This window comes from Chryseobacterium sp. WLY505, assembly GCF_030846215.1.
Classification (GTDB): domain Bacteria; phylum Bacteroidota; class Bacteroidia; order Flavobacteriales; family Weeksellaceae; genus Chryseobacterium.
The window spans coordinates 17,913-32,403 of record NZ_JAVCWI010000010.1 but is presented as its reverse complement, the minus strand read 5'-3'; the positions used below and the strand labels follow the sequence as shown (position 1 = coordinate 32,403).

Annotated in this window: 8 protein-coding genes; 2 read left to right on the top strand and 6 right to left on the bottom strand. The window is 35.7% G+C overall.

Translation table 11 applies throughout. The annotated features are described in order from the left end of the window. Positions 1 to 10 precede the first annotated feature (10 nt). Positions 11 to 2,443: a thiamine pyrophosphate-dependent enzyme gene (locus tag RAH34_RS18020; protein WP_306597035.1), complete on the top strand. Its 2,433-nt coding sequence runs from the start codon at positions 11 to 13 to the stop codon at positions 2,441 to 2,443. Between the two features lie 9 nt (positions 2,444 to 2,452). Here RAH34_RS18020 and RAH34_RS18015 read toward each other — a convergent pair whose 3' ends face one another. The 6 genes from RAH34_RS18015 to RAH34_RS17990 all read right to left on the bottom strand — a co-directional run bounded on the left by RAH34_RS18015 (position 2,453) and on the right by RAH34_RS17990 (position 13,217). Next, the gene (locus tag RAH34_RS18015) at positions 2,453 to 2,590 is read right to left on the bottom strand and encodes a hypothetical protein (RefSeq protein ID WP_306597033.1); all 138 of its coding nucleotides are present in this window, start codon (positions 2,588 to 2,590) and stop codon (positions 2,453 to 2,455) included. Positions 2,591 to 2,665: 75 nt separating this feature from the next. Beyond that, positions 2,666 to 3,196 (bottom strand): hypothetical protein, encoded by a 531-nt coding sequence (locus tag RAH34_RS18010; protein ID WP_120231767.1) that lies wholly within the window; start codon positions 3,194 to 3,196, stop codon positions 2,666 to 2,668. An 11-nt stretch (positions 3,197 to 3,207) separates the two neighbouring features. Beyond that, positions 3,208 to 9,939, bottom strand: a complete 6,732-nt coding sequence (locus tag RAH34_RS18005; protein ID WP_306597032.1) for an RHS repeat-associated core domain-containing protein — start codon at positions 9,937 to 9,939, stop codon at positions 3,208 to 3,210. 7 nt (positions 9,940 to 9,946) lie between these two features. Next, positions 9,947 to 11,155 carry a lamin tail domain-containing protein gene (locus RAH34_RS18000; RefSeq protein WP_306597031.1) on the bottom strand — a complete coding sequence of 403 codons (1,209 nt, stop codon included), beginning with the start codon at positions 11,153 to 11,155 and terminating at the stop codon, positions 9,947 to 9,949. Positions 11,156 to 11,218: 63 nt separating this feature from the next. Next, positions 11,219 to 12,556, bottom strand: a complete 1,338-nt coding sequence (locus RAH34_RS17995; protein WP_306597029.1) for a M48 family metallopeptidase — start codon at positions 12,554 to 12,556, stop codon at positions 11,219 to 11,221. Positions 12,557 to 12,875: 319 nt separating this feature from the next. Further along, a complete protein-coding gene (locus RAH34_RS17990; protein WP_306597028.1) occupies positions 12,876 to 13,217 on the bottom strand; it encodes a helix-turn-helix domain-containing protein in 342 nt (113 codons plus the stop codon). Between the two features lie 173 nt (positions 13,218 to 13,390). Between RAH34_RS17990 and RAH34_RS17985 the strand changes: the two genes are divergently transcribed. Then, a complete protein-coding gene (locus RAH34_RS17985; RefSeq protein ID WP_306597027.1) occupies positions 13,391 to 14,452 on the top strand; it encodes an NADH:flavin oxidoreductase in 1,062 nt (353 codons plus the stop codon). The last annotated feature ends 39 nt before the right edge of the window (positions 14,453 to 14,491 follow it).

The following is a 14,491-nucleotide window of genomic DNA, read 5'->3' as shown; positions in this document are numbered from 1 at the left end:
TTACTTAGCTATGCAAACAACCTATATTGAAACACAGCAAATATCCTTTCAAGATTTTAAAAATCAGATACTTGGAGACTACAGGTTAGGAAGGATCTCTCGTGAAATGTCTTATCTCGGAAGGAGAGAAGTACTCACTGGAAAAGCTAAATTTGGAATTTTTGGGGATGGAAAAGAACTTCCTCAGCTTGCAATGGCGAAAGTTTTCAGAAATGGAGACTTCCGTTCAGGATATTACAGGGATCAGACTTTTGCATTGGCAATAGATGCCTTAACAGTAGAAAGTTTCTTTGCACAGATGTACGCAGATACCAGTGTGGAAAGAGAGCCTGCTTCAGCGGGAAGACAGATGAACGGGCATTTTGCAACAAGAAGTTTACATGAAGACGGAAGCTGGAAAGATTTGACAGCTCAGAAAAATATTTCTTCCGATATTTCTCCTACAGCCGGACAAATGCCAAGATTATTGGGATTAGCTCAGGCTTCAACGATCTATAAAAGTGTAAAATTTGATGGTTCAGAAAAATTCTCAAGAGAAGGTAATGAAATTGCTTTCGGAACTATTGGGGATGCTTCTACAGCAGAAGGACACTTCTGGGAAACTCTGAATGCAGCATGTGCGCTTCAGGTTCCTATGATCGTTTCGATCTGGGATGACGGATACGGAATTTCAGTTCCTACGAAAAATCAGAGAGCAAAAGCTGATATCAGTGAAATGCTAAGTGGTTTCCAGAGAAAAGAAGGAGAAAACCAGGGATGTGAGATTATCCAGGTAAGAGCCTGGGATTATCCTGCATTATTAGATGCTTATGCTAAGGCAGAACATTTTGCAAGAACAGAAAGTGTACCGGTAGTAGTGCACGTGGTAGATGTTACTCAGCCACAGGGACATTCTACATCCGGATCTCACGAAAGATATAAAAACGAAGAACGTCTCGCTTGGGAAGCAGAGTATGACGGACTGGCAAAATTCAAAGAGTGGATTCTGAACTATTCTATCGAAATTGATGGAAAAGAGGAAGTAATAGCTACTGCTGAAGAATTGGAGGCGATAGATGAAGAAGCGAAAAAAGCAGCAAAAACAGGTCAGAAAGTAGCCTGGGAAAACTATCAGAAAGCCATTTCAGAACTTATTCAGTCTATTTTACCTTTAGTAGAAAACCTTAAAGGACAAAATGCTGAAGTGGAAACTTATATTGCTCATTTCAACAAATTAGTTTCAAAAGCGAAGAAAGATATTTTCCATTTGGTAAGACAGACTTTACTGGCGACAAGAGGAACGAATTCTGCGGAAAGAAATCAATTGATGCAGAAATACAATGAAGTATCTGCTGTTGAAAAAGATAACTATTCTTCTCACTTATATTCTCAGTCTGAGTGGAAAGCTGAAAACGTACAGGAAATTAAGCCTGTATATTCTGACAGCTCTGAAGATGTAGACGGAAGAGTAGTGATCAGAAACAATTTCGACAAAATTTTTGAAAAATATCCTGAAACTTTAATCTTTGGAGAGGATACCGGAAATATCGGTGACGTCAACCAGGGATTGGAAGGAATGCAGGAAAAATACGGTGCTCTACGTATCGCTGATACAGGAATCCGTGAAGCAACGATCCTTGGACAGGGAATTGGTATGGCGATGAGAGGTTTAAGACCTATTGCTGAAATCCAGTACTTAGACTATGTTCTTTACTGTTTACAGGGAATGAGTGATGATCTGGCAACGGTACATTACAGAACAAAAGGAGGTCAGAAAGCTCCGCTGATCATCAGAACAAGAGGTCACAGATTAGAAGGAATCTGGCACTCTGGTTCTCCAATGGCTGGTATTCTGAACCTTTCAAAAGGTATTTTAGTATTGGTACCTAGAAACCTTACAAAAGCAGCAGGATTCTACAACACGATGCTTCAGGCTGACGAACCTGCGATCATCGTAGAATGTCTGAACGGATACAGATTAAAAGAAAAACAACCGGATAACTTAGGTGAATTCACAGTTCCTGTAGGGAAAATTGAAGTTACAAAAGAAGGAAAAGATGTTACTTTGGTAACGTACGGTTCCACATGGAGAATTGTAACGGAAGCCGCTAATGAATTGGAAAAATTAGGAATTTCTGCAGAAGTGATTGATATTCAGTCGTTGATTCCTTTCGATTTATCTCACGAAATTGCTGAAAGTGTTAAGAAAACCAACAGATTGGTAGTGATTGACGAAGATGTGGAAGGGGGAACTACAGGCTTTATCCTGCAACAGATCCTTGAAAAGCAGAAAGCTTTCAGATATCTGGATTCAGATCCGTTGACGATCTCTGCAAATGATCACAGACCTGCTTACGCAAGTGATGGTGATTATTTCAGCAAGCCGTCTACAGACGATATGGTAGAAAAAATCTATACTATGTTTAATGAAACAAATCCTCAGAAATATCCAGCGATATTCTAATTGGGATTTTTAGATAAATTTAAAACCGCTTCCTTTGGGAGCGGTTTTGTTATTAGTAATTTGGTCAAAATAACTAAGCTGTCTGAAACCGTCCCAGAAGTTTCCTCCTGCAATGGTAGAGGAGATACCGCCGGATAAGCTTTTCATTACAAACATAGTGACTTCATAAAGCTCATTAAAGTATAATAAGCTACTATCAGCTATATTTAAAAAAAATACAATCTAAGGAACTAAAGGTATTTTTGCAACAATACTATCTTCTAATACTTTATATCCTTTAGCTTCTAAGTCGCTTACATAATTATCACAACCTAAGATAGTAGCATTATATCTATTATGAAAAGATTTTACAAATAATATATAGCTTTTTTCTTTATTATAATCATATATGCTATTATCTTTACTATTTAAACTTAGCGCAACTTCTTTTGACTCTTTAGGACCAATAATCAGTAAATCTCTTTTACAATCGTTATTATCAAAACGACTGTAATAGCCTCTGGTAAAATAATTAATTGGAATAATTTTTCTATTATTCTCCAAAGTATAAGACGTCCCATAAAATCCATTGGGGTCTATTATATAATAATAATTCGTATTGTTTATAATTACATACTTTTTTTTACTATTATCACTTATATTATATTTTCCTTCTTTTAGAATAATATCAATATCTTTACCTTTATTTATTTTCATTTGATTAGAGCAAAAGATAAATAATAAAGAAAACGGTAAAAACAACATTTTTTTCATAATTCTATCAGTTAATGATGCAACAAATTAAAGAAAAATAAGGAAACATTCTGTGCATGTACATATCCTTGCTTTTCCATAAAACCAGTCCATTGGGCAGCAGCATTATATGCAGATAATTCATTCATTTCTTGTGCAATATAGCTATTTCCTTGCAAAAGCCCCATTTGGAAATTACAGTAATGATCCTGCTCATGAATAATTACTGATGCAGCCTTAAAATTTTCTTCTATAGTATCTAATAGTTTTGGTGCAAGTATAATTTTTCCATTAATAGGGTTAGTTATTGCCCAAGAGACTCTAGCTTGTGAATTTGGACTATTTATTAACAGCTCCAATAATTTATCATTATTAATTTTATATGGTAGATATCCTTCTGACCAATCTGCCAATGTTTTTTCATCTGCAACTTTTACCCATTGTCCATCTGTTGTAAATAATGCTATTATTTTCTTCAAACTTTCTGTTGTAGCAGGGTCATAAGGCATAATTCCATTTTTTACTAAAAACCCTGCCAGTCTGTTTTTATACTCTATGGCTGTACCTGCTAAATGCCCCAAGTGATTCAATCCACTAGTAATAATTCCCTGTCTGAAACCATCCCAGAAGTTTCCTCCTGCAATGGTAGAGGAGATTCCGCCGGATAAACCTCCCATGGCAAGCATTGTTGCCTTCATATAATCTCTTCCAAAGATATTATAAACAGTTCTGGTATCGGTACTTGCACCAAAATTTATACCTAAACTTTGTATTCCACTGGCCATGAAGGAAGAAATTGCACCGCTCAATGCTCCTGCTTCAAATTTTCCACCATCAATAGCAGACATAGTTCCACTTGTAAGGGCATGTGCCCCTGCTTCAAAGATCGCTTTTCCTACGGTAAGAACCTGACCAAACAGTGAGGTAGCTGCGGCCCCGATCCCAAAACTTATAGCTCCGGAAACAGCTCCCATTACTGCCGCTTTTCCCATACCGTACCATACTGGGATGCCGCTTATCATATTCATGATGGCTTTGGTAGTGATTGCTACGGCAATCCCAATGATAATGGCAGTCCCCAGTGTTATTGCTTCATTACCATCTATATCCACATACAACAAAGGATTATTATATACATATCCGAACCGGTTATAACTCTGGGTATTGAAAGGGTCTTGCACCAGATTATCCGGGCTTAGGAATCTCCTCAGAACAGGATCATACAGGCGGGCATTCATATTGATAAGTCCAGTTTTCCAGAGATGTTCATGCCCTGTATACCCTCTGTCCAGAAATGATGTATAATTGCTAATGGCTGTGGGATCAGTAATCATCTGCCCTGCCGCATTTACAATGCCTTTCAGATTACCCCATGCATCAAAGAAACGTTTTTCCACTACTGAACCATCCGTTTTAGAGATGGCCACAATACTTCCTACATTATCCCGGTGCAGGTAATAGTTCGCATTCTCAGCAAGTGTTCCTCCATTCAGCACTTCTTTTTTGATATAGTTGGCGGTGTAAGGATCTCCGGTAACGTAGGTGATAAGCTGAGTCTTTCCATTAGCTTCCTTGGTAATCTCTACCGCAAAATCAGATGAATAGAACTTTTGCCGCCCTGTAACAGAGGACTTCATAGAATACCTTGTTTTGAGAATGTTGTAGTCAAAACTCAGATCTTCTTTACCTGCCAGAGTAATCTGGAGCGGGCTTTTAAAGGCATTATATTTTATGGTGGCAAAACCTCTCTGTGTATTTACATTCTGCCCGTTGGTATTGAAGTCAATTCCCTGAAGCCTGTAATCTGTTTCGTTATAATTGTATTTACCAAGCTCTGTATTGGAGGTTATTCTTCCTCTCTTATCATAGGTGTACTGGTTGGTTATAACACCATTTACAGCTTCTGTCAGTAACCTGTTGAGGAGATCATAAGTAAAATCTTCCTTTTTTCCAAAAATGTTGTTTCTCCTGAAATTCAGAATCCCACGGGATGAATTCTGATTGTAATCCATATCCAGTGCCACATTTCCATTGTTGACATTCTGATGTTTGATGTTAAATAAAGAATAATCAAGATCATAGTACTGGTTCACCAAAGTATATCCATTCCCATATTCGCTCTGTTTTACCTGGCCTCTTGCACTCATGTCAGACAAATGCCATATCATAGCCCCTGTGGCATTGTCATTCTGCTGGATCAGAATTCCATTGGTATCATATACATTTTTAACAGCAGAGCTTGAAGTATAGTTGGGGTTTACTAAGGTAGTAGACATACTTACAATATCGGCTCTTCCCAATGCGTCAAAGGTAGTGGATGATGTATAGGTAAAGTCTGGAGTCTGCTCTTTCTTACCCTTTATCCTGAAGTATTGATCATAATAAGTAGTGTAGATAAATGTTTTTCCGTTGCTTAGTCCTGTAATGGTTTCAGGAAGCTTGGTCTGCCCGTTATAAGTATAGGTTTTCTCTATCGTTGTATTTTCAGCAGGAGTATTCCCATAGGTCTTTTCCGTAAGAGGTCTTCCCAGATCATCATAGCTGTACAAAGTATATCCTTTGGGGGTAGTTTCTTTGGTAAGTCTACTTAAAGTGTCATATTCATAGGTGAAAGTTCCGGCAGAGGGATCTGTCATTTTCGTTTTATTGCCCCAGCCATCAATTTCAAAGGTTGTTTTTATTCCTTCATAATTTGTTTCCTTAATTGCTCCGTTAGGATAATAATAATAGTTGATAACACCACCCTGATCCTGCTGTCTTATGGTATGTCCCATAGCATCAAGGGTTTTGGAGGTCTTCTTAGTGAGCAGATCATCTACGGTTACTTTCAACCCTTCATAGCAGGTCATTATTTCGTATCCTTTGTAATCGGTATTCTTTGCAGGGCGACTCAGCTCGTCATATTCTATCAAGTTCCACCTTACAGGCTCCCCTTCGTAGAATGGTTCTGAAAATTTGATTTTTCTGCCTAAAATATCATATTGGGTTTTTACAGCAGTCCATTTTCCATTAATAGACTGTGTTTTAGACTGGACCTCCCTGTCAAATTTATCGAAAGTAACAACAGTCTCTGTTCCCTCTTCTCTTTTCTTATGAAGATTATATACACCTCCTGTGGAAGCATCGGCTGCAGATTTGGATATTGTTGTTTTCTTCCCAAGGAAATCAGTTATTTCTTTAATATTTCCCCATGAATCGTATGCATAAGATGTGGTAAGCCCCAAGGGAGATACTTCAGAGGATGTACGTCCCAGCGCATCAATGATAGCAGTGGAGTACAGCCCATGTGGAGTAATAGTTTTATTTATATACCTGCCCGTGGTTTCATATTCATACGTAGTGGTTTGTGATGTTACCCCGGCAGCAGATAAAGTCTGGGTTTTCAGATTCCCGATGTTATCGTAAGTATATGCTGTAACAACAGGTGCTGCTCCGGATTGGTTACCATATTTTCTTACCTGCGAAACACTTCCATCAGGAAAATAGTCAGATTCATCCCTGGTGGTAAAGGACAGTCCGTCTTTCGAAACTATATTTTCTACAGAAGCTATTTTGCCATAGAAATAATGTTCTCCATTTGAAAATTCAGGTTTATAAATATAATTGGATATGGAAGATCCGGCTCCGCTGAAATCTGTGTAGGCTGTCTTAAGTTTCAGATCATCTGCTTCATCATAAACATATTTTTTTCTAATGGTAACATTTTTCAAATAGTCTATTGAAATTTCATCTGTGGCTAGGATCAGGTACTGGTGATTCCCTATATCAAATTTTTTATTTTGACTTATATTCTCAGTAAAAAACTTAGTAATTCCCCCATAAGTGGAACTCATCACAGCATTATCCATTTCCGGTAATCTGGTTGTGATATTCCAGAAAACAGCATTTACAGGATTTTTATTGATGTATTTCCCATCTTTTATTTCAGATTCGTATGCATCGCTGGAATAGGTTTTCTGGAATCCCATAAAGCCTTTCCCCTCCAGATGCTGTATACCGTTTTCATATCGGTATTCCTTCGTTAAGATTTTGTTATCAAAGAGCGTATGAATCTTTGCTACAAGGTAAAGTGCTGGATTCTCCTTGTGAACATAATAGGGGTATATTTGAGCACCCTGTGGTCTATAAAGGTAAGTGACCTCACTGTGATCCTGAGAGAAATACTTATCCTTAGGAATCATGTTTCTGTATTCCACTTTTTGTAAGACATCTGTACCATTATTTACCTCCTGAATTTGCTTTTCAAGGAAATTGCTGTTATCAATAACAATATTACTGGAAAAGCCTATCAAAGGATCATAAATATAAACTCCAGATTGGGATGTGTTGAGGTAATCAAAATTTTTAGTAGAAAGAATAAGAGAAAGTGGAGATATTTTATTGTTCTCTAAGGAAAGAGTCGATAACTGCTGAAATGTACCTCCATTCAGATTTTTATTTTCATAAAAATTAATCCGGTTAGCAATTACAGAATTAAATGACTCATATACAACAGGAGCAGTCATTCTGGTTAAATTACTACCCACATTGTCTATTGGAATACCAGCCAGTGAACCATTGGCATTGTATTTAGCCTTTCCAATTTTGTTAAAGGTGATAATGTCTGATCGACCGTCATTATTGAAGTCAGTAATAATAATATTATGCGTAGAATATCTCGTATATGCATATTCATCTGGCTTCCCATTCCAGAACTTTTGCCAGAAAGTGGTTCTTTTAATATAATTATTCTGAGAAGGCTTTAGGTAGGCAATTTTTTGTAGGGTATAATCTTCCTGTTTTTTTTCCAATGAAACCCCGTTTCCTGTGTATTTCCACCAAAGAAGTGTTTCAGTCTGCATTCGATAATAAGTATCTGCAAGCTTTAATCCAGAGTTATCATCCTCAGGAATTTCGTACACGGTTTGCGGAGTAATAAAATCAGTTAATCCATCCCCATTAAAATCTCCTAGAAAGAGAGGTGTTTTACTTCCAAAATTGGAAAGAACAGCATTTGATACTAAAGTACTCAAAGTATTGTTGCTGAAATTTATTTTATAAACTGAATACTTTGCGTTATACTTATCTACGATGAGTAATTCAGGAATACCATCTCCGTCAAATTCTATAGGATAGATGTCTTTACCATGAAGAAATAAGGTTTCATTAAGAATAACAGGAGTTGCTTGAACCGACATTCCTGAGTTTTGCTTTCCAACTTCTACCCAATAGAGACGGTTTCCCCTGGTCAAATTTTTAGGTTCTATAATTAAGAAATCTACCAGACCATCATTATTAAAATCTCCTTGTACATATTCTCTTCTGGTTTCATCACGTGTATAGGATGTTTCATAGGTTCCATCACGGTAATTATCATATGGGTCTGGTGGAATGTAGGTCTGAACTTCTACCATTCCTCCTTTTACTGGAACAATTACTTTTCTTTGTTCACCGGTAATCAGATTTTTGATTTCAAAATTAACTTCATCTTTCAGCTGCTGGTTTGAGGGGTTGTTGGGGTTAATTTCGTCTGCAGTTCCCACAGGTATCTCATTAACGACTATGAGCTGATCTTTTTCCATTATTCTATTGTTCAGATCCAATACTTTACCAGAAAATAACAAAGTACCTGAATTATTAACAGAAATACCGGAAACATGAGTAGAGTTCTCTCCTGCACCTACTTTTATACTATAGCCACTAGTAAGCCTTTCCTGGAATACAGGTTGCATTTTATCATTATCACTAGACAGAAAATTTCCAACTGTTACACTTCCCAGCCCTGTAGTATTGCTTCCTAATGTAGATTGTGGACTTCCACTGGTCATTTTTACTGTTCCCTGGGAAGATATATTATAATTAAAATTGAGCGGTTTTAGACTTTCTCCATTTTCATTTGTGACAATAACTGTTCTTAAACGCTCTACAGTGTTATCCTCAATAAAGTCATGAGTAAATATATATTTTCTGTATAGAGGGGTATATGTAGATCCTGTAATTACTTCTGATAAGACCTTTGATGTGATATAGGATATACCTTTTCTAAAGATCTTAATGTTTTTTTGTCTAGCTTTATATGTGAAGTTGATATAAAATTTATCATTGGCAGAACTTGTTCCTCCGTACGAAATTTTTGTAATGACCGGAACATTATTTTCAGTCTGGTAAGAATAATGTATTTCATTATTAAATGAATCTGTGAAAGAGGAAATATAAAACTGTCCGTTTATCAATTCTTTATATTTGGCAACTTTTCCATCGGGATACTGGATAATAAACTGATATTCTCCTAATGCAGGCTTGCTAACCTTAAGTTTGGAAAACCTTTCTGTGCTAAAAGTAGTTTCATTAATTTTGATCAGTCTTTGGCCATCTAAATAATAAGGGTCTGTATTATCAAACTGGCTTCCTATAGTAATACCATCTATTTCCTTACTTTTACCACCACGTGAAATCATAGAGAGTCCTATTATATTCCATCCCCAACCCGCCTGTCCGTTTCCTGTCAAGCTATTATAAGTAAGAGAGATATTAGGTTGAAAATTATTCATTCCCTTTATAACTTCTATTGGAAGCGTATAAGTCAGAGCTCCGGACTCATTCACATTCATTTCTGCTTTCACAGAGGGAACTAAAATATCAGATGGGATTATTTTTTTGGAAGAAAGATGGCTTTCCGCATAACCCGAAGTACTGTATTGTAATGGAATCTCCTTAGTCTGCTGAGAAGGAAATAGGGCTAAGAGGATAAATAATGAAAATAGGGAATATATTTTTGATCTCATTGTGAAATTACCATTTTAAAATATTTTTAGATACTACCTGTCCAGAATTTAAAGTGAAATTGGCTACAAATGTTCCTGGAAGTTGGTTCTGCATATTGAATGAAGTACTACTGGATCCAGGAGTATAATTGTATAGTTGAACTCCTGTAGAAGTAAAGATCTGAAGTTTTTGAATTTTACCTAAAGCAGCTCCAGACCAGGAAATAGTCACATTGTAACCACTAGTGGAGGTAACAGGGTTAGGATATATGGTGATATTACTTTTTATATTTTCCAGTTCGTCAGCTGAAAAGCCAGGTGATCCCGAAGGTGGGGTAGTACTACTACTGCAGTTAGCACCTGAAATCATATTTCCTGCACTGTCATAGGAGAAACAACTGCTTCCATTGCCACTATAATAACCGGAAGGGTTCTGAGATATTTTTCCAATATTGATTGAACATATTTTATTAACAAGGATACTTACATTATTTGACCAGTCCAGAAAAGAATAATAATGTTGGTATTCATCCTTTACAAGTTCATCATAACTTGTCATATCCGGAACATATGTTGCATCTAAAGGATTAGGCGTATCAGTATAATTATAGATATCGTAACCATTTGGTTGATTATTAGGGTCTATTGTAGACTGTGGATTAGGGTGGTGTTGTATAGATTTTATAGTATAGTATGCTGAAGGTGTATTCCATATTCTTGGAACAAGATTGGTTTTGGGTTCATCCCTGAACTCCCATTTTATGAAACTTTTTTCAAAAAGTATATATCCATTAAGAGAATATCCCAATGCAATACGATCTTTTCTATTTCTTAAAAGGATTTGATCCTGATAGATGATCTGGTTTTCTTTTCCTGCTGTAGTAGCAAACAGTTCCGGGAATACTGAAGTATTGTAGGTAGGTGGACTGTAAGCAATGATCATAAACTCTCCTCTCTTAATGGTTACTTCAGGAAACCAAAATATTCCCTGTAGATCTTTTAAGTACCAGTTTTTAAGGTTAATATCCTTATCACTGTAATTATAAATTTCAACAAATTCTCCCCTGTGATGTCTTTTAGAGTTCACTTCTGTAATTACTCCGTTGATTTCTTTGTCGTAACGAAGCATTTCATTGAAGGGAGTATTATAATAAACCTCAGTAATAAGAAGCTGAGAATAAAATAAACTTCCGCCAGATATAAATAAAAGAAAAGAAATAATAGATTTGATTCTCATGTATGTTTAGTATTTTGATATAATTGTTGTTGCTGATTTTTATGTCATCCCAGTTAATATTATTTATAGCTTACTAATCAGTCTTTGAAGATTTTGAGTATGAATGATTTTAGCAAAGTTTCTATTCTGATTGATTAATGCTAGTGATTGTATGAGACTGTCAGAAGATTCAATAAACGACTGTGGATTAACAACAATACTTAATATTCTATTTTTTCCCTCGATATCTCCACCTTTTACATAATAGTGTGCAATCAGCATATTCATACGGTCTATTGTATGTGTATTGGAAATCCCATACATATTCCTACATTGCTTTAGTATTTTATCTTTTGCGCTATTGAGCTGATTATTTAATATATCAACTTTAATTTTGCGGGTAATAAATTCAAATTTTTTTTCAGGAGTATCTGTTTCGGTTTCTAAAAACGAAAATAAAGAAGTTACTAAAGTAGGAAGGGCAATGTGTTGATATTCAGTTTTTTTTATATGGACATCAAGTAAAGCTAAGGCAGACCAGAAAGTTTTTTTAAGGGAGTGGTTTTGGGTTTCTATAGTAATTAGTGTATCATATTTATGTTGAAGTTTTGATAAATCCCGGATGTATTTTAAAAATAAAGGATCGTTTTTATCTACTGTATTATAATATGAAATTGCCTTATTCAATGCTTCAGAATTATTTTTTTCTTTTCTGTGCTTCTTGCAGGAGCTTGAATAAAGTTCTCGTATATGTTGATTACGATCTTTAGAGGAAGGTTTAGCCAGCAATGTATCGAGCTTCGTGTCTACTTCACTTGATGTAAGAAGTGCAAATCTATCTTTAAATTTTTTACAATTTTCTTTTTTATAAGTTTTTAAAGCTTTATTTCTATGAGGATTTTCAGAATCTGCATTACATTCAACCATTTTGCAGATTTTTGAATATTGCTTGTCATTTTTTTTGCCTCTGGTATTTATATTAGTAAGTCCTTCATATTTCTCTTTCACTTCAGTAAGCAGATTTCCATCAAAGGCAATTAATTTTTTTATTTTCTTATTGCCTAAAGAAGCATTCATATATTCTCTGTAGAGTCTTTTTTTAAGATCTATATTTTCCGGTTTTAAGACTAAAGCTGCTCTAAACATAAGAATAACTTCCCACTCTTTGTTTTTTTGAGATAATAAAGTTTTTCTCATCCCATCATAAGCTCTTATTTCGTTTGGAAACTGGCTAATAATGTGTGCATAAACCTGCTTTGCTTGATTATATTGTTTTTGTTTTCTGAGATCAGATGCTGATTTCAGTAATACATTAACATCAGGTGGAAAATGTTTGAATTTTTCTTTTGAAAATAAAAAATTTGGAATTAATAGTGAAGTAATCCCTAAAGAACCTAAGGATAAAAATTCTTTTCTGGTCATCATTATAGTTTTTATAAAAGGAGAAGAGAGGATTACAAGCCCCTATTTTGGCACCACGAGAGTTATAAATTCAAATGTTTGACTTCTCCTTGGTTGCAAATGTAATATTTTTTTACAAAAAAATATTATATTATAGATACTAATAAGACTTATGTATGTGTCTATTAATGATAAAGAAATAAATGTTTTAATTTAATTAATATGACGTAAACAATTAAGTTAAATATTTATTCATTGCGAAAGTTTAAATTTTACATTTTTAAGTGCTTGTATATCTTTGTTATAAACATTTATATTACATCTACATTTTATTTGTGCTTCAATTTTCAGTATGCTGCCCTTTCACCTGATATTTCGCTTCCCATTCCTCCAGTAAATATAAAATAGGTAACAAAGCCAATCCCTTTTCTGTAAGAGAATATTCTACTCTTGGAGGCAGTTCTTTAAACTCTTCACGGATCACCAGTCCATCGGTTTCCATTTCCCTCAGCTGATCTGTCAAGACCTTTCTGGAAATGACATTAATGCGTACTGCCAGTTCCCCGAAACGTAACTTCCTGTCTTTGATAACCAAAACAATAATAGGCTTCCATTTGCTTCCCAAAGCGGCCATTGCTTTGCCCAGAGGACAGCTGTATTGCATCAATTCATTCTTTTTCATAAGGCGGAATTTATTTTAAATAAAAATAACCCTAAGGAACATAAGTTTCATACGTTACTTGGATGTTACTAATGTAAGTTACTGCGAAGTTACCACTATTTTTTTAATAAAGGATACAAAAGTGAACTATTATTAGTTACTTTGTGTAACAATTATAAAATATAAATTTAAATATGAGCACATCATCATTATTTAAACCGTTTCAATACAAGAATTTACAGCTTAAAAATAGAATTGTAATGGCTCCAATGACCAGAGCACAATCTGATAATGGAGTTCCTACACAGAACATCGCAGATTATTATGGAAGAAGAGCCGCTTCTGAAGTAGGATTGATTCTTTCTGAAGGAACTGTGATCAACAGACCTGGATCAAAGAACTTACAGAACATTCCTGATTTCTATGGTACAGAAGCTTTAAACGGCTGGAAGAACGTTATTGATACTGTACATCAGAATGGAGGTAAAATGGGTCCTCAGATCTGGCACGTAGGAGATACAAGAATGTCTGAAGACTATCCGTTGGTTCCAATGGAAAAGGCTTCCAAAATGACGATTGAAGATATTCAGGATACCATTGCACAGTTTGCAGCCTCTGCAAAGTCAGCGAAAGATCTTGGTTTCGACTGTATTGAAATCCATGGAGCGCATGGATATCTTATCGACCAGTTTTTCTGGGAAGTGACCAATACAAGAACTGACGAATACGGTGGTAAAACTTTAAAAGAAAGAAGCCGGTTTGCGGTAGAGGTAGTAAAAGCGATCAGAGCAGCAGTAGGAGAGGATTTTACCATTATCATCCGTCTTTCCCAGTGGAAGCAGCAGGATTACAAAACCAGACTGGCATTTACTCCTAATGAAATGGAAGAATGGTTATTACCATTAAAAGAAGCTGGAGTAGATATTTTCCACTGTTCGCAGCGTCGTTTCTGGGAACCGGAATTTGAAGGTTCTGATTTAAACTTTGCAGGATGGGCCAAGAAAATTACCGGACAGCCAACCATTACTGTAGGTTCTGTAGGCTTAAACGGAGATTTCCTGAATGCTTTTGCAGGACAGGGAACAGAAAAAAGAGACCTTACAGAATTGATCAGAAGACTTGATAATGAGGAATTTGATCTTGTTGCTGTAGGAAGAGCTATTTTACAGGACCACCAGTGGGTACAGAAGATCAAAGATGGAAATACAGAAGCTCTGCTTGACTTCTCAGCTGAGAGTATGGGCGTTTTATTTTAATATCAGTTATGAATTGTGATTTCGTTTCGCGGTGGTTTT

Excerpts from the sequence above, each read along its gene's own strand:
- RAH34_RS18020 (WP_306597035.1), top strand. The coding sequence starts at position 11 with ATGCAAACAACCTATATTGAAACACAGCAAATATCCTTTCAAGATTTT.
- RAH34_RS18015 (WP_306597033.1), bottom strand. The coding sequence starts at position 2,590 with ATGAAAAGCTTATCCGGCGGTATCTCCTCTACCATTGCAGGAGGAAAC.
- RAH34_RS18010 (WP_120231767.1), bottom strand. The coding sequence starts at position 3,196 with ATGAAAAAAATGTTGTTTTTACCGTTTTCTTTATTATTTATCTTTTGC.
- RAH34_RS18005 (WP_306597032.1), bottom strand. The coding sequence starts at position 9,939 with ATGAGATCAAAAATATATTCCCTATTTTCATTATTTATCCTCTTAGCC.
- RAH34_RS18000 (WP_306597031.1), bottom strand. The coding sequence starts at position 11,155 with ATGAGAATCAAATCTATTATTTCTTTTCTTTTATTTATATCTGGCGGA.
- RAH34_RS17995 (WP_306597029.1), bottom strand. The coding sequence starts at position 12,556 with ATGACCAGAAAAGAATTTTTATCCTTAGGTTCTTTAGGGATTACTTCA.
- RAH34_RS17990 (WP_306597028.1), bottom strand. The coding sequence starts at position 13,217 with ATGAAAAAGAATGAATTGATGCAATACAGCTGTCCTCTGGGCAAAGCA.
- RAH34_RS17985 (WP_306597027.1), top strand. The coding sequence starts at position 13,391 with ATGAGCACATCATCATTATTTAAACCGTTTCAATACAAGAATTTACAG.